The organism is Acinetobacter sp. 1125_18A (genome assembly GCF_052824985.1).
This window is the reverse complement of record NZ_VTDG01000003.1, coordinates 211904-230574: the sequence shown is the minus strand read 5'-3', so window position 1 is coordinate 230574 and position 18671 is coordinate 211904. Positions and strand designations below refer to the sequence as shown.

At 39.2% G+C, this 18671-nt stretch carries 16 protein-coding genes; 2 read left to right on the top strand and 14 right to left on the bottom strand.

Translation table 11 applies throughout. From position 1 onward, the window contains the following. Positions 1-94: 94 nt before the first annotated feature. The 6 genes from FY049_RS06615 to FY049_RS06590 form a co-directional block, all read right to left on the bottom strand. A complete protein-coding gene (locus tag FY049_RS06615) occupies positions 95-1120 on the bottom strand; it encodes an enoyl-CoA hydratase/isomerase family protein (RefSeq protein ID WP_327857172.1) in 1026 nt (341 codons plus the stop codon). Positions 1121-1135: 15 nt separating this feature from the next. Beyond that, positions 1136-1909, bottom strand: a complete 774-nt coding sequence (locus tag FY049_RS06610) for an enoyl-CoA hydratase (RefSeq protein WP_105712607.1) — start codon at positions 1907-1909, stop codon at positions 1136-1138. Positions 1910-1964: 55 nt separating this feature from the next. Beyond that, the gene (locus FY049_RS06605; RefSeq protein ID WP_446083394.1) at positions 1965-3092 is read right to left on the bottom strand and encodes an acyl-CoA dehydrogenase family protein; all 1128 of its coding nucleotides are present in this window, start codon (positions 3090-3092) and stop codon (positions 1965-1967) included. 73 nt (positions 3093-3165) lie between these two features. Beyond that, a complete protein-coding gene (locus tag FY049_RS06600) occupies positions 3166-4818 on the bottom strand; it encodes an AMP-binding protein (protein ID WP_327857173.1) in 1653 nt (550 codons plus the stop codon). A gap of 103 nt (positions 4819-4921) precedes the next feature. Further along, entirely contained in the window at positions 4922-5812 is an 891-nt protein-coding gene (mmsB, locus tag FY049_RS06595; protein WP_224963495.1) for a 3-hydroxyisobutyrate dehydrogenase, read from the bottom strand. Positions 5813-5827: 15 nt separating this feature from the next. Then, positions 5828-7345 (bottom strand): CoA-acylating methylmalonate-semialdehyde dehydrogenase, encoded by a 1518-nt coding sequence (locus FY049_RS06590; RefSeq protein WP_446083393.1) that lies wholly within the window; start codon positions 7343-7345, stop codon positions 5828-5830. Between the two features lie 165 nt (positions 7346-7510). Here FY049_RS06590 and FY049_RS06585 point away from each other — a divergent pair, with 165 nt between their 5' ends. Then, positions 7511-8392, top strand: coding sequence for a LysR family transcriptional regulator (locus FY049_RS06585; protein ID WP_327857175.1), 882 nt, complete (start codon positions 7511-7513; stop codon positions 8390-8392). A 162-nt stretch (positions 8393-8554) separates the two neighbouring features. Here the strand turns inward: FY049_RS06585 and FY049_RS06580 are convergent, their stop codons facing one another. The 8 genes from FY049_RS06580 to FY049_RS06545 form a co-directional block, all read right to left on the bottom strand. Then, entirely contained in the window at positions 8555-10759 is a 2205-nt protein-coding gene (locus tag FY049_RS06580; protein WP_446083392.1) for an OsmC domain/YcaO domain-containing protein, read from the bottom strand. A gap of 248 nt (positions 10760-11007) precedes the next feature. Continuing rightward, entirely contained in the window at positions 11008-11598 is a 591-nt protein-coding gene (locus tag FY049_RS06575; protein ID WP_004720371.1) for a TerD family protein, read from the bottom strand. Positions 11599-11615: 17 nt separating this feature from the next. Further along, the gene (locus FY049_RS06570; protein WP_446083391.1) at positions 11616-12332 is read right to left on the bottom strand and encodes a TIGR00266 family protein; all 717 of its coding nucleotides are present in this window, start codon (positions 12330-12332) and stop codon (positions 11616-11618) included. A 14-nt stretch (positions 12333-12346) separates the two neighbouring features. After that, complete coding sequence (locus tag FY049_RS06565) at positions 12347-13654, bottom strand: vWA domain-containing protein (RefSeq protein ID WP_105712603.1); 1308 nt, start codon at positions 13652-13654, stop codon at positions 12347-12349. A 116-nt stretch (positions 13655-13770) separates the two neighbouring features. After that, positions 13771-14349: a TerD family protein gene (locus FY049_RS06560; RefSeq protein WP_004720368.1), complete on the bottom strand. Its 579-nt coding sequence runs from the start codon at positions 14347-14349 to the stop codon at positions 13771-13773. Positions 14350-14351: 2 nt separating this feature from the next. Then, positions 14352-15458 carry a DUF475 domain-containing protein gene (locus tag FY049_RS06555; protein ID WP_004720367.1) on the bottom strand — a complete coding sequence of 369 codons (1107 nt, stop codon included), beginning with the start codon at positions 15456-15458 and terminating at the stop codon, positions 14352-14354. 16 nt (positions 15459-15474) lie between these two features. Then, positions 15475-16050 carry a TerD family protein gene (locus tag FY049_RS06550; RefSeq protein WP_004720366.1) on the bottom strand — a complete coding sequence of 192 codons (576 nt, stop codon included), beginning with the start codon at positions 16048-16050 and terminating at the stop codon, positions 15475-15477. 57 nt (positions 16051-16107) lie between these two features. After that, entirely contained in the window at positions 16108-17346 is a 1239-nt protein-coding gene (locus FY049_RS06545; protein ID WP_446083390.1) for a TerD family protein, read from the bottom strand. 363 nt (positions 17347-17709) lie between these two features. On the opposite strand from FY049_RS06545, the gene FY049_RS06540 reads away from it, so the two are divergent. Beyond that, a complete protein-coding gene (locus tag FY049_RS06540) occupies positions 17710-18666 on the top strand; it encodes an ATP-grasp domain-containing protein (protein ID WP_154130011.1) in 957 nt (318 codons plus the stop codon). Positions 18667-18671: the final 5 nt, after the last annotated feature.

Below are 18671 nucleotides of genomic sequence, written 5' to 3'. Positions count from 1 at the left end.
TCGTGAAAAAAGGAAATCGCATGATTTCCTTTTTTGCTATTTCAAAAGTATCTGAATGTTTATAAAAACAGAACTGATATACGCATTAAAAAGACTAACCTAATTCAGCCAATATTTTATCTAGTGTAGCATTCTGCTGCTGCCATTTTGGCTGTTTATCTTTGTCGACAATTAAAGCGCGAACACCTTCAAGAATATCGCCATGTTCAAACCAGATATCCTGTAAATTTCGTTCCAGCTGCATACATTGTTGTAATGACAATCCCCGTCCCAAGTATTGCAGTCTTAAACTGGTTTTTTTCGCCACCCAAGAACGTTGTTGCAAAGTGCTTAAGACTTTGCTTGCCCATGCTTGATGCTGTTGATCTTTTTCATTTTCAAGACTTTTTTCAATATCTTGCAAATTTTCAAAGCCAAAATGCTTACGAATGTTCTCGACCGATGCACTGAGTTCACTTTCTACAGGGCGGGTAATAAATTTAGAAATTATCTGTTCAATATTGTCTTTGCTTAAATTGCTTGATTGGCTCAGCGCATCAAGTAAGTCATTAAATTGTTGGCTAGGAACATGATAATCAATCAAATCTAAATATAAGGCATCACTGCTACTGATTTGGTCACCTGTGGTTGCCAGATAGACCCCAATATCATCTAAACGTGACAAGAAGTGCGTTGCTGCAACATCAGGAAAGAAACCAATCGCTGTTTCAGGCATGGCAAAACGTGATTTTTCACTGCTAACAATAATATGACAGGCTTGTGCCAGACCAAAACCGCCACCTAATACATAACCATCTAACAATACCACAACAGGTTTTTTAGATGCGCGAATGCTATTCAACATGTCATATTCAGCGATAAAATAGCTTTTATGGCCGTCTGTACCATTTTGATAACAATCATAAAGATAACGAATATCACCACCAGCACAAAATGCTTTTGGGCTATTGGATTTGATCAATATTGCTTGAATGCCAGCATCATTTTGCCAAGTTTCAACTTGTATACGGATACCATTGATCATATCCAAAGTCAGTGCATTCAGGCTGGACACTCGATCTAAGGTAATCACACCCAGAGCTGCGTTCTGTTCGATAATTAAATGATTTTCAGTATTCATCCGATCTTCATCCTGTTATTGATTTTTAAAGTTGGCTTGGCGTTTATCAACAAAGGCTTGCATGCCTTCTTTTTGATCCAAAGTAGCAAAAATTGAATGAAAGGTTCGTCGTTCAAAACGTAAACCTTCCGCCAAACTCACTTCAAAGGCACGATTAATTGATTCTTTGATCATCATTGTCGCCACCAATGATTTTTCAGCAATTTTTTCAGCAGCACTTAAAGTCTGGGTTAAAAGCTCTTCGGGGCTAAACACACGGGCAACTAAACCACTCAGTTCTGCCTCAATTGCCCCCATTTGTCGAGCGGTTAAACACATTTCCATCGCTTTGGCTTTACCTATGGCAAGGGTTAAACGCTGCGTACCCCCAATGCCTGGAATCACGCCTAAAGTGACTTCAGGTAAGCCAAATTTGGCATTATCCGCACAGTAAATAAAATCACACATCAGTGCCAACTCACAACCACCACCCAAGGCATAACCACTGACAGCTGCGATTAAGGGTTTACGGCGTTGCGCAATTCGATCGGCAAGATTAAAAAAATCATCAAAATAAATATTGGGAAAGTTCAATCCCGCCATTTCTTTAATATCAGCACCTGCTGCAAAGGCTTTTTCTGAACCAGTCAGCACCATACAACCAATATCCTGATCTTTTTCTAAATCATCTAAAGCTAAATTTACTTCTTGGATTAATTTTGAATTTAATGCGTTTAAAGCCTTTGGGCGATTGAGTGTAATTAAGCCTACGCCTTTGTGTTTTTCCAGTAAAATGGTTTCAAATTGCATATTCATTTCCTTATCTGTTTTATCTTATCATCTGATACACAGCGATTAACTCTATTTATAAACTTCGCGCAATCACCAAACGCTGGATGTCACTGGTGCCTTCATAGATTTGACAAATACGTGCATCACGATAAATCCGTTCAATTGGAAAATCTTTTAAATAACCATAGCCGCCGAAGACCTGTAAAGCTGCTGAACAGACTCGCTCTGCCATCTCTGAGGAAAATAATTTTGCCATAGAGGCTTCATTGAGACAGGGCTTGCCTGCTTCTTTTAGGCGTGCAGCATGATGGACCAATTGACGAGCTGCTTCGATTTCTGTTGCCATACTGGCCAAACGAAAAGCGATTGCCTGATGTTCAAAAATCGGTTTTCCAAAAGTAATCCGTTCTTTGGCATATTTGCTGGCTTCTTCTAAGGCAGCACGTGCCAAACCCACCGCTTGCGCAGCAATACCAATACGACCGCCTTCCAGATTAGACAGTGCTATTTTAAGCCCTTCACCTTCTTGACCTAACATTAAGCTTTTGTGTACACGCACATCAGTCAATGCAATTTGACAGGTATCTGAAGCATGCAATCCCAGTTTTTCTTCAGTCCGAATCACTTCATAGCCCGCAGTTTCCCGTGGCACAATAAAGGCACTGATACCTTTTTTACCAGCACTTGGATCGGTCACTGCAAATACAATAATTACACCAGCATTATTTCCTGAAGTAATAAATTGTTTTGCACCGTTAATAATCCAATCCTCACCATCTTTGACAGCTCGGGTTTTCAGTGCTGCTGCATCAGAACCAGTATGCGGTTCGGTCAATGCGAAAGCACCGATCATTTCACCTTGTGCCAAAGGCATTAAATATTTTTGTTTTTGTTCTTCATTACCAAATTTAGCAATCGGAACACAACCGACTGAATTATGCACACTCATAATGGTAGAGGTTGCGCCATCGGCCACCGCAATTTCTTCAAGTGCAAGGACATAGGCTAAGTTTCCAGTATCTGAACCACCCCATTGCTCTGAAATCAGCATCCCCATAAATCCCAATTGCCCCATTTGTGACAAGGTCTCTTTGGGGAAAATGCTGTGTTTATCCCATTCTGCTGCATTTGGTTTAATTTGTTCTTGGGCGAAACTTTTCGCCATGTCCTGAATCAATAAATGTTCTTCAGTAAATTGCATTTCATATTCCTTAGCATCATTTAACATCCTACATTCGGCAAGTTTAGTTTGTGTAGGATGATCCTTACTGGCTTTATACACTTAATTGTTGTTTAGCAATTTCTTGATTTCGTAATAAAAAGCGTTGAATCTTGCCACTTGGGGTCTTGGGTAGTTCAGTAACAAATTCAACTTGTCTTGGATAAGCATGGGCAGACAGACGTTTTTTGACAAATTGCCCAAGTTGTTCAGCCAATTCCTCAGATGGTGTTTTATTTTCTGCCAAAATCACAAAAGCTTTAACGATTTCTGTTCGCTCTGGATCGGGGACTCCAACAACAGCAGCTTCAATCACTGCCTCATGTTCAAGTAATGCACTTTCTACATCAAAAGGTCCAATACGATATCCAGAGGTGGTAATCACATCATCACTACGTCCAACAAAGCTCATACTCCCATCTGCATGTAATTCAGCAGTATCACCAGTCAAATAATAATTTTTGATAAATGGTGATTTACGACTTTCTTTATAACCACCAAACCACATCATCGGTGATTGACTGATATCTACCGCTAAAATTCCAGCGGTATCGGCAGGCAACTCTTTCCCTTGATCATCCACCACAGCAACACGATAACCTGGGCTGGCAAAACCAGCAGCGCCTGCACGGACGTCGTGGCTTAAACCGTGATGATTGCACACCACCATGCCCACCTCTGTCTGTCCATAATGATCAAAAATAGGCGCATCAAGCACTTGTTTAAACCAACGAAAAACTTCAGGATTTAAAGGTTCACCAGCACTACTCACAACCCGGAATTTACCTTTTAGTTGTGCCATTTGAGTGGGATCCGCGGCCATCATCATCCGATATGCTGTAGGTGCACCTGCCAAATTATTAATTTTATAATCATCAATAATTTGACACAAACTGTCTATGCTAAAACCACCTTCATAAAACAAAGTGGCATGGCCTAACAATAATGGTCCTGTGATACCGTAATATAAACCGTACGCCCAACCTGGATCAGCAATATTCCAAAATGCATCATCTGCGCGTAAGCCGATCGCATCTTTCATATAGTTGCCAAAAGCAATTAAGGCTTTGAGTGGAACTTCTAAAGGTTTTGCAGGCCCCGTGGTGCCCGAGGTAAACATCAGTAAAAATGGATCTTGAATGCTTTGCATGACCAGATCACATTGCTCAGCATGTTGATTGAGTTCTTTCCAAAAATCTAAATCGTCTTGTTGTACAGCATGACCCTGTTGATCAGCGACAGTCATAATTTGTGGACACTGTGCAACTTCATCCAGTTTGCTACGATTGCCGATATCGGTCACAACCAATTTGCTTTTTGCCAGTTGAACTCGATGTTCAATCGCCTTTGGGCCAAATGCAGTAAATAGCGGTTGATAAACTGCACCAATTCGCCAAGCAGCAAGAATCACCACCAATAATTCGGGAGTTCTTGGTAATAAACCCGAAATACGATCACCAGCTTGAATACCCTGTGACTTTAAAAAATTGGCAAACTGACTCGACCATTTTTTCAGTTGAGCAAAGGTATATTGCTCTTTACGGCCATCTTTACCTTGCCAATATAGGGCAACTTTTTCGCGATCTGCTTCCGCATGTCGGTCACAGCATTCATAACAGGCATTCAGTTGATCGACTGAACCTGAGAGCATTTCTTTAACCGCACCATCTAAATTAAATGTTTTAGCAACATCCTGATAATTCAACATATTATATACTCCGGCCTGGATTTATTGTTATTCATGACACGAGTGAATCTATTGGTTTTTCACCACCCATTGGTGGTGAAATTGACTATGCTTCGATTGATGATTAAGTTTCTTTAGGCAAATATTGCTGAATGATGCTGGAAAAATCGAGTTGAGCATTACCTTGCATACACAGTTGTTGATAAAGCTGCTGTACCAAACCACCTAAAAGCAAAGGTTGTTTGACTTGGCCTGCGGCTTCAACAGCCAAACCCAAATCTTTAAGCATCAGTTGAGAGGCAAAGCCATCACTATAACCACGTCCAGCAGGTGCATTTGCAGAAATACCCGGCCATGGGTTACACACTTCCGAGCTCCAGCAACGACCACTTGAACTATTGATTACGCCTGCTAATGCTTGTGCATCGATACCGAGTTTTGCCCCTAGCGCCATGCCTTCAGCCACTGCGGCCATTGAAATGCCTAAAATGAGATTATTGCAAATTTTAGCAATTTGTCCTGCACCCACTTCACCACAGTGCACGATGTTCTTACCCATTGGTGCAAGCACAGATTTGACTTGTTCAAAGGCTTTATCATCAGTTCCTACCATAAAGGTTAGCGTACCTGCTTGGGCCCCGATCGTGCCACCTGAAACAGGTGCATCACAAATTTGAATTCCTTGCTTTGCACCAATTGCAGCAATGTCTTTAATGGTTTGTGGATCAATGGTACTGCTGTCGATACATAAGCTGCCTTGTTTAAGCACAGCAAGTACCCCATTTTCACCCAAATACACCTCTTTAACATGCTTTGCGGCTGGCAGCATGGTGATTACGACATCTGCATTTTCTGCTGCTTTCTGTGGACTATTACAGGCAATTCCGCCTGCTTCGGTGAAATGTGCGATTGCAACATCACTTAAATCAAAGCCATAAACCGTCAAGCCTGCTTTGAGTAAATTATGGGCCATTTTACCGCCCATATTGCCTAAACCAATAAATGCAATATTCATCCTTGAACTCCTATATTAACGCAAGCTGATGGTGGTATTCACTTCACCTTTTTCTTGTGTGTCTTCGAACCAACGACTGGTAATGGTTTTGGTTTGAGTATAGAACTGTACTGCTTGTTTACCATAAGGCCCTAAGTCCCCTAATTTTGAACCTCTTGACCCTGTAAAGCTAAAGAATGGAACCGGCACAGGAATTGGAATATTGATACCAACTTGGCCGATATCAATAGTGCTTTGGAAAGTACGCGCTGTTGCACCACTTTGAGTAAATAAGCCCACACCATTTCCGAACGGATTGGCATTGACCAATTCAATGGCTTGTTCAAGCGTATCAACATGAATAATGGCTAATACAGGGCCAAAAATTTCTTCAGTATAGATACGCATATCGGTGCTGACTTGATTGAATATGGTTGCACCAACAAAATTGCCATTTTCGTAGCCTTGGACTCGTACGCCTCGACCATCAAGTAAGAGTTGTGCACCTTGTGCAATGCCGCTATTAATCAAATCTATAACGCGAGCTTTGGCACGGGGTGAGATCACGGGACCAATATCTGTTTGCGGTTCATGCCCAGCATTGACTTTCAGTGTTTTGGCTTTTTCAACCAATTCATCCACCCAGTTTTTAGTTTCACCGACCATGACAGCAACAGACAATGCCATACAACGTTGTCCGGCCGCACCAAATGCAGCACCAACTAAAGCATTTAAGGTTTGTTCTTTATTGGCATCTGGCATGACCACGACATGGTTTTTTGCACCCATCATCGATTGCACACGCTTACCATGCTGACCCGCTAAGTTATAGACATGCGTTCCTACTGCTGTCGAACCTACAAATGAAATGGCTTTAATGTCTGGATGCGTACATAGGCGATCTACCACTTGTTTGCCACCATGTACCACATTAAGTACACCAGCAGGTACACCTGCTTGTAATGCCAATTCAACCAGCATCATGGTCGATAGTGGATCTTGTTCAGACGGTTTAAGTACAAAGGTATTGCCGCAAACAATCGCCATTGGAAACATCCACAATGGGATCATGGCAGGAAAATTAAACGGGGTAATTCCAGCACATACACCCAATGGTTGTTGCAAGGTATAAGTATCTACACCACGAGCTACACCTTCAGTATATTCACCCATTTGCAAGGTGCCAATCGAGCAAGCATGTTCAACCACCTCTAAACCACGTTGGATATCACCTTCTGCATCAGCCAAGGTTTTACCTTGTTCTGCGGTCAAAACACGGGCGATATCTTTCATATTGTCACGAATCAAATCTTGCAGTTTCAGAATGATACGCATACGGGCTTGAATTGGTGTAAAACGCCAAGTTTTAAATGCTTCTTGTGCAGCAGCAATTGCAGCATCAACTTCGTCTAGAGTTGCCATTGGGACACGACCAAGCACCTCTTGGGTCGCTGGATTTAGAATGTCTTGCCATTCAGTAGTATTTGATTCGGTAAATTTTCCATTAATTAACAATTTAGCCGTCGTCGAATGAATATTTGACATTGTGTTCATAACCTCTCCATAGGCAATATTTTTTGTTGTTACATTTTTAGAAAATAGCCAAAAGCAGTATTTTCATCAGTGCTGTTTCAAATCAAACTAACAAAGAAAATATAGATGACCAATAGAAATTAACGCACAATGAATGTGCAAATATGCACAAGGATGTCATACACAATGAAAGTCGATTGGGATCACCTACAGTTTTTTTTAGTTTTAGCGCGTGCCAAGACGTTAACCAATGCAGCTCGTATTATTGGGGTCGAACACAGTACCGTGTCTAGACGGATACAGGCGCTAGAATTAGCTTTAGGAACGCCGTTGTTTAGACGCGAAGCCACAGGCTATGAACTGACTATGGATGGCTTGGCACTGGTGCCCCGTGTTGAGCAAATGGAACAAGCATTCTTGCAAATTGAAAAGCCCAACTTACCGTTACAAGGACATGTGCGAATTGGCACACCTGAGGGTTTTGGAACAGCATTTTTAGCCCAGCTATTGGCAGAACTGTCTAAACAATACCCTTTACTGACGATTGATCTTATCCCCGTTCCAAAAATGATTAAACTGTCGCATCGTGAAGCTGATATTGTGATTTCCATTGATCGTCCTAAGTCAGGACCTTATATCATTACCCGTTTAACCGATTATTGTCTTAAAATTTATGGCAGTAAAAGCTATTTAGAAAGTACCCAAGCGATTAAAAAACTTGAAGATTTAAAAAACCATCAGTTTGTAAACTATATTGACGATTTAATTTATAGCCCTGAACTGTATTGTTTAGAACGTCTGCCCTTACAGCTCAATGCGAATTTTAGAAGTAGCAGTATTTTGGCCCAACAAGTTGCTGTGAGTGCAGGTGCTGGATTGGCAATTTTGCCGAAGTTTTTGGCAGAAAATAAGCCAGAACTTAAACAGGTGTTACAAGACGAAGTTCGTTTTATTCATACCTTCTGGATGCTAACTTTAGTCGATTTACAGCATGAACCGCGTATTAAATTGGTTTGGGATTTTTTAAGAACACAAGCTGATAAATATCAAAATTTATTGATGGATTAGTCATTCACTTATTCATAAGAGATATTAGGGATAGCCCATTTCATCATCAGTATAAACTTAATCCTTTGATTGAGTGATTTTTTAAATATTGTATTATTTTTAAAAATAAAAAACCCAAGATGAATCTTGGGTATTTCACTTATGTTCTAAAGTAAAATGCGTTTAACTTGCTAAGCCAACAGCTTTAGCACGTGCCTTATGTAACTTCTTATAGCTGTCAATAAGTCTTAAATGACGATCAAGTCCTTCAAGCTGCATACTGGTTTCAGTCAAACCATAAAAACGCATACTGCCGTCTAGAGAACCAATAACTGCATCCATTCGTTCATCACCAAACATACGACGGAAATTCGCTTCATAGTCATCTAAATCCATGTCGTCATCTAGTTCAACTTCAAGCATTACATTCATACACTGGTAGAACAAGCCGCGTTCTACAGTATTGGTATTGTATTGCAGGAATTGTTCAACTAAATCTTTGGCTTCTTCAAACTGTTGTAAAGCAAGATAAATCAACAGTTTTAACTCAAGAATGGTCAGTTGTCCCCACACAGTATTATCATCAAATTCAATCCCAATTAAAGTTACGATATCGGTGTAATCATCCACTTCAACTTCTTCTAGACGTTCAACTAAGGCTTCAAGTTGCTCATCATCCAAACGATGAAGATTTAAAATATCTTCACGGAATAACAATGCTTTGTTGGTATTGTCCCAAATTAAATCTTCAACCAAATAAATTTCAGAATAATCAGGCACAATGATACGGCAAGCTGTCGCGCCTAAGTGCTCATAGACTGCCATATAGACTTCTTTGCCCATTTCCTCAAGAATGTTTAGCATGGTCTTTACTTCTTCAGCATTGGCATTTTCACCTGCACTGCTAAAATCCCACTCAACAAAGTCATGGTCTGATTTTGCACTAAAGAAACGCCAAGATACCACACCACTTGAATCGATAAAATGTTCAACAAAATTATTCGGTTCAGTCACCGCATTACTGCTAAAGGTTGGTTTAGGTAAATCATTTAAACCTTCAAAACTACGACCTTGTAATAACTCGGTTAAGCTACGCTCTAAAGCAACTTCAAGCTTAGGATGTGCACCAAACGATGCAAAAACGCCGCCTGTACGTGGGTTCATCAGTGTGACACACATCACTGGAAATTCACCGCCTAACGATGCATCTTTAACCAAGACTGGAAAGCCTTGTTCTTCTAGGCCTTTAATGCCCTCAACAATACGCGGGTATTTTGCTAAAACGTCTTTTGGCACATCTGGAAGTGTAATTTCTCCCTCTAAAATTTCACGTTTAACCGCACGTTCAAAAATTTCAGATAAACACTGTACTTGAGCTTCGGCTAAGGTATTTCCTGCACTCATACCATTGCTTAGATATAAGTTTTCAATCAAATTTGATGGGAAATATACAACTTCTTGATCTGATTGGCGTACAAACGGTAATGAACAAATCCCACGCTCAGTATTACCTGAGTTGGTGTCATATAAATGCGTACCTAACAATTCATTGTCTGGGTTATATACCTCTAATGTATATTCATCCAATATTTCTTTAGGTAGCGCTCCATTTGGTCCTGGTTTAAACCATTTTTCATCTGGATAATGTACAAACTCAGCATTGGCAATGTCTTGACCCCAAAACTGGTCGTTATAGAAGAAATTACAATTTAAACGCTCAATGAACTCGCCTAATGCCGAAGCCAAAGCACTTTCTTTGGTTGAACCTTTACCATTGGTGAAACACATTGGAGATTGCGCATCACGAATATGTAATGACCATACATTTGGAACAATATTTCGCCATGAGGCAATTTCAATTTTCATTCCCAAACCTGCCAGAATCTCTGACATATTGGCAATAGTTTGCTCTAAAGGTAGATCTTTACCTTCAATATAAGTTGAGCTTTCTTGTGCTAAGTTTGGCATGAGCAATGCTTGTGCATCTGCATCAATACTTTCAACTTCTTCAATAACAAATTCAGGACCTGTTTGGATGACTTTTTTAACGGTGCAACGGTCGATCGAACGCAAAATACCTTGACGATCTTTATCCGAAATATCCGCAGGTAGTTCAACCTGAATTTTAAAAATTTGTTTATAGCGGTTTTCAGGATCGACAATATTGTTTTGAGATAAACGAATATTATCTGTCGGGATATCACGAGCTGCACAATATACTTTGACAAAGTAAGCAGCACACAAAGCAGATGATGCAAGAAAATAATCGAAAGGACCTGGCGCAGAGCCATCACCTTTATAGCGAATGGGTTGATCAGCAATTACTGTAAAGTCATCGAACTTGGCTTCTTGTCGAAGATTGTCGAGGTAATTGACTTTGATTTCCATGTGGGCACCTAAATATTCTTATGTGTTGGCATGGACACATAAAATTTAAATATTGAAAAATAAGCCGAATCACGGAGAAGAAATTGACTTAAAAATGAACCAACCGCAACTGAGGTCAGTAATAATGGACGCTATTATAGAATTATTTTACAGAATTGATAACTTTAGAATGGAAAGATTGAAAATACTTTAAACAAAAAGCCATTTCTAGAAATGGCTTTGTTGATTAAAAATTTTTACAGCCGCTCTTAAAGCACCGGAATGATCGAAGGAAGCATGTCATGAATGGTCTTACCATTACAGGTATCGCCAATCGCAGACATTTTCCATGCGCCATTGTGGCGATAAACTTTAGCGATAATCAAGGCAGTATAATTGCCTTTTGCTGAAAGGTTATATTTTGCAATTTCAGTATTGGTATTTGAGTCAACTAAACGACAAAAAGCATTTTCAACTTTTTCAAAAGTTTGACCGCGGAAACTACTAATTGTAAAAACCAGTGCTTTGACTTGCGGTGGAATTTTGGTTAGATCAACATGGATCACTTCATCATCGCCATCACCGGCACCTGTACGATTATCCCCTGAATGCCAAATACTGCCATCCTTACTTTTTAATTGACCGAACCATACTGCATCAAGCGGTTGGTTGTTTTCATCAAAAATAATGACTGAAGCATCAAGATCGATTGAATCACCACCACCGCCACCAAAAAGACCACCTAAAAATCCGCCACTCTTCGCCACATCCCAGCCTGCACCAAGATAAATTTTGGTCAAAGATGAACCATCACCTTTTTCTAAAGAGATTTTTTGACCTTTTACTAAACTAATACTCATGTGTTTCCCTCATAGATTTAATTGTTTCTATTTAAATTTAAAGCTGAAGATAACCAGGTGAGGTAGCTCTTGCGATTTCGGGAACAAATAATGACTTTGCCATTGCCCCTAAACTTAAGCACCATACCTTCACCACTGGTAAAACTGTTTAAAAGATTTCCAACAATTCCGCGGTTTTGTGAACTTGGCATACCAATGTTGTAACTTAAAGACGAATCCCATGCCACAACATGGCCATTATCAATGGTGGTTTCTCCGTTCTGGGTACTGACATCGACTTCCATCAAGGTACCACAGCCTGAAATACACAGTTGTCCTTGTCCAGATGATTCCATCACCACAAAACCACCTGTATCACCAAAGAATCCACCACCTAAATTTGCTTGAATCTTGGCTTTGACATTGACATGTTCTGTTGCTGCAACAAAAGCCCCATCAGATAAAGTGTATTGCTGAGGTCCTATGTTAAGAATTTGCATATCACCATCTATGTTTGGAGAAAGCAAACACTGTCCATGACCAAATAATGCTTTGATTTCTTGCTGAAACAGTGATTCACCTGTGGTAAATCTACGCATAAATGATTGAAATAATCCGCCGCGTAAATTTCCTGCCAATTCTAAATTTTGCTCAATCATGACCATTGCATCAGATTCACAAAATATTTTTTCTCCCTGTACCAAATCGACCAATAGAAATGGTTCTGGACTGCCTACAAGTTCAAATTTAGCCATCGATTGCCCTCACTTTATCGAATAATGTTTTTATTTTTCGCTTCTTTTAACCACAGTGGAAATTCCTGAAGCAGTGCATCATACAGTTGTGCTTCAGGCATACTTTGAATATTGCTCATTTCAAAAAAATTGCAATTATCTACTACTCGCCCATCCATCGTATCGAGTTGTTCCAACACACCATAGTTACGGCCGCCGATACCCACGAACTGCCAAAAAATAGGAAAACTGGATGCATTTTTAAGAATATTTTTAATCTTTTTACTTTCACTGACCCCGCCATCTGAAACAAATACCACGTATACCGGTAAATGAGATGGATTTTCTTGGGTAAAATATTGGATCACGGCTTCAAGTACAGCGGGTTCATTATTGTAACGTGCACCAGCTTTCCACTTTGGATGACCGCCTTGATCTGTATTGACAAAATTTTCTAAGTTGTTCAAGGTTACATCGCTTAATCGCAATGATTTTTCTGCAAATGCCCAGCACTCAAAACTGCCATCATCATCAAAATTGACTGCCAAGGGCATAATTCGGTCAAGTACTTTTTGCACATCACCTTTTATATACTGTTGGTGCATTGAACCTGAATAATCTAGCACTAAAGCGACACGAGCTTTTACATCGAGTAAATTGTTTTTTTCTAAACTTATTAAAGACTTTTTAGTAATATCTACCAAATGTGGAGCTGCATTTTGGATTTTATCCAGTACCACTTTCTTTTTCAGATCGATTGTTGATGGTGTATTGCTTGTCGATGGGTTTACTGTTGATGGAGCAGCTGCTGTACTTTCTTCAACTTCTCCCCCAAAGTGCTCAACCAAAGCCTTTAAGCCACCATTAAAACCTTGACCAATTGCAGCGATACGCCAAGCATCACTTTTAAAGTAAATCTCAGTCAGCATCACAGCTTTTTCTTGGCTAAAATTAGAACCATTTAAAAGATAACTCGCAAGCACCTGCCCTTGTTGATTACATAACTCGACCAGAATCGATTGTATATTGTGGATTTGAGACTGCTCATTGGATAAAGTGGCACAGATCACAAAACGTGATGTTCGCGCTGTATCTATCTTGTTTAAATCAAAGGCAAAACTATGCATGTTGCCTTGAAGCTGATATTGAACTTCGCCTTTCGGAGTCTGTGGCTGATTATAGAAAGTCATATAATCATCATGGAAAAGTTTATCGTTTGGCGCAATACCAAAACTAGAAATATCGATTTCAAAAGGTGCTTGAACCTGTACACGTAGTTTAAACTGTGTCTCTGTCTGCAACAATTGGTGAAGTGCCAGTTTTTGTCCAGTGATGAATTGCATTGTTGTTCTCTATTTAGTACTTGAAAATAATTTTTACTGTGTTCATAAATGAACCGATTTAAACCGAATCACTTTCAAGTACTAAAAGATAAATCTTTTAGTACAGATTTTAAAAATTAAACTGCAACACCATAACTTGCAGCCAAAGCACCTAAGCCGCCGTTAAAGCCTTGGCCGACTGCTTTAAATTTCCACTCACCGCTATGACGGTATAACTCACCAAAAATCATGGCAACTTCTGTACTACCGTCTTCAGATAAGTCAAAACGTGCAAGTTCTTCTGCATTGTTATCCTGATTGATTACACGGATATAAGCTTTGTCCACCATACCGAAGTTTTGACCATTTTGTTGGCCTTCATGAATGGTTACAGCAAAAACAATTTTTGCGACATCAGCAGGTACTTTAGCTAGATCAACTGAAATTGTTTCGTCATCACCATCACCGTCACCTGTACGGTTATCACCGTTATGATTAACAGAACCACAAGGAGAGGTTTTTTGGTTAAAGAAGATGAAGTCGCCATCTAAACGAACTTTGCCATTTTCACCAGTCAGAAAAGCAACCGCATCCAAGTCAAATGCTTTACCATCTGTCACACGAGGATTCCAGCCTAAACCTAAGTCTACTTTATTCATTGTAGGCGCTGTTTTAGACAGGTTGATGTTACCGCCTTTTGATAAATTAATAGCCATTTTTAATTTCCTTTTTCAGTTGTTTCAAGAGATTGTTTTTTACTATATGAAATTGATGAGATTACTGCCCAAACAATAAATGCGACACCAATCAAGCCTGTTACGACTTCAGGTATATGTAAGCCTGTTCCACTTGCAAGCATGATGAATGCAAGTGCACCAATCGCATAATGCGCGCCATGTTCTAAGTAAACATAAGCATCAAGCGTACCTTTTTCTACAAGGTAAACCGTCATAGAACGCACGAAGATTGCACCGATTGCCAAGCCCAGCATAATAATTACCACATCACTGGTAATTGCAAAAGCACCGATTACACCATCGAAACTAAAAGACGCATCAAGTACTTCAAGATACAAGAAGCCACCGATACCGCCTTTGATGATTGTACCTGTGACTGGTGCACCATTATTTGAAGTTGTTTGTTCAGTTGCTTCTTGTTCATCATCATGTGAACCGCCTTCAAGCAAGTGTCCGATCACCTGAACACCGACATAAACCACAATTCCCCAGATCCCTGCCATAGTTACAACAAGACGAGAAGTTTCAGGTACAAAATTAGCCATAACCAATAATGCACATAATGAAATAAACACTGAAATCGCTTGAATATTGCCTAGATCAGCGAGTTTTGACTCCAACCAATGGAACCAATGCTCATCTTTTTCATCATCAAATAAAAAGTTAAGAAAAACTAAGAGCAAGAACATACCACCGAACGCTGCAATTTCAGCATGGTGTGCCATGAGCTTTTCAGAGTAGGTTTTTGGATCGTTCAGCGCAAGTTTTGCAACCTCTATCATGCCCATGTCTGCAGTGACGCCAACAATGAGTAATGGAAAGATTAAACGCATACCAAATACAGCGATAACAATACCGACTGTTAAAAATAAGGTTCGCCAGAAATGATTCCAGTGTTTAAGTACCGAAGCATTTACTACAGCATTATCAAACGATAAAGAAACTTCCATCACTGCAAGAATTGCAGTAATTGCCAATGCCTTGAACATGGTCATTAGGCCGGCTTGGGGACCATGTGTAAAACCCCAATACGCAGAAATTGCTAGACAAATGATGGTAAAAAGAATCGAAAAGCGAAAATGTTTCATCCATTGAACTCTTATATTAGATGCTTATTCCGAACTGTTGACACATTGCGCTTAAACCGCCAGCATAACCTTGTCCTACAGCTCTAAATTTCCACTCACCATTGTGGCGATATAATTCACCAAAAATCATGGCTGTTTCTGTTGAATAATCTTCATTCAAATCGAAACGAACAATTTCAGTATTGCTTTGATCATTTACCACGCGAATAAACGCATTTTGAACTTGACCAAAATTTTGACCGCGACTTTCACCTTCATGAATGGTGACTGTAATTGCAATTTTTTGAACATCTGCAGGTACTTGTGCGAGATTAATGCGAACTGCTTCATCATCACCATCACCCGCACCTGTACGGTTATCACCTGTATGTTCAACAGAACCTTCAGGTGAACGTGTTTGGTTATAGAAAATGAAATCGTGTTCACCACGAACTTTACCATTTTCGCTCAATAAAAATGCCGAAGCATCTAAGTCAAAATCTGTTCCGTCGGTTGCACGCGCATCCCAACCTAAGCCAACCAAAACTTGGTTTAAACTTGGGTCAGTTTTGCTTAAAGATAAGTTGCCACCTTTGTTTAATGAAATTGCCATTTATATTTCCTCTACTTTATTGCAGTGTGCATTCATTGTTTAAATACATGCAGTCAATTAATTTTTAGAACCATGTGTCCATCGGAACCCAAAACCATAATGTTCATCTAAATATTTTTGATCTTTAAAATAACGAACTTCTCGGTTGGCTTGTATAGTGCCATTGTTATTCTTTAATTCTACAATAGAACATGTTGTCAATTGATTACCATCCGTCAAATGAACTTCAATTTCAGGTTGGTCTGGGATCTTAATGGTGACCACACCATCTGTTGCAGCCCATTGCGCAGCACCCTGATAAATATAAGCATAAATCACAATGCGTTCAATTTGATCCCATTGATTACCATTGATATGTAGATTTTCACCTTGTACAGATGAACCTGTACGATCATCGCCATCAAGCTGAATAAATGGTTTGACCTCAAAACGGCCAAAACGATTACCCAGCGGTTGTACTAAATCAATTTCACCATTTTTAAGTTGCACCATCGCGCCAAGGTCTAGATCTATTGCACTTGAACCCGATAGTTTCTGAAAAAATGATTGGGATTTGGGCTGGCTTTTATTCCAGTTTAAATTGACTGAAATTTTTCCAAAACCATTGCCTTTCTTGGTTAAATTGATGGTTGAATTGTTTTTATCCAGTCGAATTTTAGAAAGATTAATATTTGAATTTGAATTTGTAGGTGTAGGTGTAGGTGTAGGTGTAGGTGTAGGTGTAGGTGTAGGTGTAGGTGTAGGTGTAGGTGTAGGTGTAGTATTTTTCACTTCATCGGCAATCACAACACCAAAGTTTTCAGCCAATGGCTTTAACCCACCATTAAATCCTTGACCAACAAAGCGGAATTTCCATTGGCTGTTATGTAAATAAATCTCTGCAAGGATTAAGGCTTTTTCAGTTCTATTCCGAGTATCCAAATGTGCAGTCGCAATACGCTGTTGCGCTGCATAAAGCTCAATATCAATCGGAACAATATTTCCAATGGTGTTTGGTTCATTGATCGTGACACAAATAGCGATTTTTTGAATTTGTGCATCTAAAAGTGCAGTATTGATTTTTAATTTGGTGAGATTTGGGTTCTTAGATGATGATTCTAGCAAAACCACACTTTGATTGGGGGTTTGACGTTGTCCATAAAAAATCATGTCCTGATCACCACGCACTTTAAGCGTGCCTTGGGCCAGTAAATATGCTGTAACATCTAATTCAATGTCAGATGAAAAACCTGTTTTTATACAAATTTCAATATCCTGAGCAGGTATTTGAATATTTCCACCAGCAACCAGCTGCATAAATCCTCCACTTTATAGGTATATTATCGCTTTTTGATAAAATGAATTTAAAATCATGCGTTATTCAAATGAAGTTTTTAAATTAACTTTCTTTATAAAAAACAAATAAAAATAGATATGCTATGTTTTACCATAAAAATTCCTAATCTCAAGTGTTTCAGTGTTTTTTTTCTTTATGTTTCATTACTTTTACAAAATATTAAAATTAAATATTGTATCACTATGGGGAATTGTTATATTTTCCAGCGCATCAGATAGTCGCTTTAAAAACTTCGTTATTCTTTATAAAAATTTGAGATTAAATTACCCGTGCTACAGCAATATAAAATTTGGATCGCCGAGTGTTATTCCTGTCAAAATGATATGATTCAATTACTGAAAAGTTCGAGTATATCAAAACAACTGACTATATTTTGTTCTCACAGCCGTAACCGTCCCGAACTTGCCTTAAGTGCTGATGTTTATCTTCAGCAACCTGCTATTTCAAAGAGCGCTGAATGGTTATTAGAACAATGTATTGAACATAATATTCAACTGCTTTTCTGTGGAAAACACAGCCAACATATTGAGCCGTTTAGAGCTCAATTTGAACAACATGCTATTCAGTTGATTACTGGTACACTCAGCTCAGAACAGCATGAGTTGATGAACAATAAATACCAATTTACCTTACATTGTGAAGCGCAAAATTTATCTGTCATTCCAGCGTTATTAGCCAATTCCACAGAAACGCTGAAAAAATCCATTGGAACATTACAGCTACAACATAGTGAGATCTGCGCTAAGCCTGTTTATGGGGTTTATGGTGCCGGCTTTGTCCGCTTACAGAATCATGTATCGTACTTTAAAAACTTTAGCTCACCGACCAAATGTAATACTCAGCAATTTATAGAGGCATATAGTCAGCAGGAAGAGCCTGTTGAATATCTGATTATGCCTTATTTGGCTGGGCAAGAATGTTCAGTTGATATTGCTTGTAGTCAAGGAAAGATCATTGCTCAAGTAACCAGAATTAAACATGTTTATTTTCAAGAGTGTTTTTTGCAACATCCTTGTCATCAAATTTGTATAGATTTAGTCGATTATTTTCAATGTGATGGACTAATTAATATCCAATTTAAACAAGATGAAAGCTTGCAATGGCATATTCTTGAGATCAATCCACGCCCTGCTGGTGGTTTTGCTTATACACAACATACGGGAGTCAATTTGATTGCTGAACTGATTGCTGAAAAATTAAATTTGAATTTAGTTCGAGCACCACACCAATCGCCTGTAAAAGCTTTACCGATTGCCCATAGTATAAAATTGGATTTGTAAGATAG

What these genes read in the sequence shown, in the direction of transcription:
- FY049_RS06545 (WP_446083390.1), bottom strand. Translation starts at nt 17,346, where the DNA reads ATGCAGCTGGTTGCTGGTGGAAATATTCAAATACCTGCTCAGGATATT.
- FY049_RS06550 (WP_004720366.1), bottom strand. Translation starts at nt 16,050, where the DNA reads ATGGCAATTTCATTAAACAAAGGTGGCAACTTATCTTTAAGCAAAACT.
- FY049_RS06565 (WP_105712603.1), bottom strand. Translation starts at nt 13,654, where the DNA reads ATGCAATTCATCACTGGACAAAAACTGGCACTTCACCAATTGTTGCAG.
- FY049_RS06590 (WP_446083393.1), bottom strand. Translation starts at nt 7,345, where the DNA reads ATGAACACAATGTCAAATATTCATTCGACGACGGCTAAATTGTTAATT.
- mmsB (WP_224963495.1), bottom strand. Translation starts at nt 5,812, where the DNA reads ATGAATATTGCATTTATTGGTTTAGGCAATATGGGCGGTAAAATGGCC.
- FY049_RS06560 (WP_004720368.1), bottom strand. Translation starts at nt 14,349, where the DNA reads ATGGCTATTAATTTATCAAAAGGCGGTAACATCAACCTGTCTAAAACA.
- FY049_RS06580 (WP_446083392.1), bottom strand. Translation starts at nt 10,759, where the DNA reads ATGGAAATCAAAGTCAATTACCTCGACAATCTTCGACAAGAAGCCAAG.
- FY049_RS06540 (WP_154130011.1), top strand. Translation starts at nt 17,710, where the DNA reads ATGATTCAATTACTGAAAAGTTCGAGTATATCAAAACAACTGACTATA.
- FY049_RS06610 (WP_105712607.1), bottom strand. Translation starts at nt 1,909, where the DNA reads ATGCAATTTGAAACCATTTTACTGGAAAAACACAAAGGCGTAGGCTTA.
- FY049_RS06555 (WP_004720367.1), bottom strand. Translation starts at nt 15,458, where the DNA reads ATGAAACATTTTCGCTTTTCGATTCTTTTTACCATCATTTGTCTAGCA.
- FY049_RS06605 (WP_446083394.1), bottom strand. Translation starts at nt 3,092, where the DNA reads ATGCAATTTACTGAAGAACATTTATTGATTCAGGACATGGCGAAAAGT.
- FY049_RS06585 (WP_327857175.1), top strand. Translation starts at nt 7,511, where the DNA reads ATGAAAGTCGATTGGGATCACCTACAGTTTTTTTTAGTTTTAGCGCGT.
- FY049_RS06600 (WP_327857173.1), bottom strand. Translation starts at nt 4,818, where the DNA reads ATGTTGAATTATCAGGATGTTGCTAAAACATTTAATTTAGATGGTGCG.
- FY049_RS06575 (WP_004720371.1), bottom strand. Translation starts at nt 11,598, where the DNA reads ATGAGTATTAGTTTAGTAAAAGGTCAAAAAATCTCTTTAGAAAAAGGT.
- FY049_RS06570 (WP_446083391.1), bottom strand. Translation starts at nt 12,332, where the DNA reads ATGGCTAAATTTGAACTTGTAGGCAGTCCAGAACCATTTCTATTGGTC.
- FY049_RS06615 (WP_327857172.1), bottom strand. Translation starts at nt 1,120, where the DNA reads ATGAATACTGAAAATCATTTAATTATCGAACAGAACGCAGCTCTGGGT.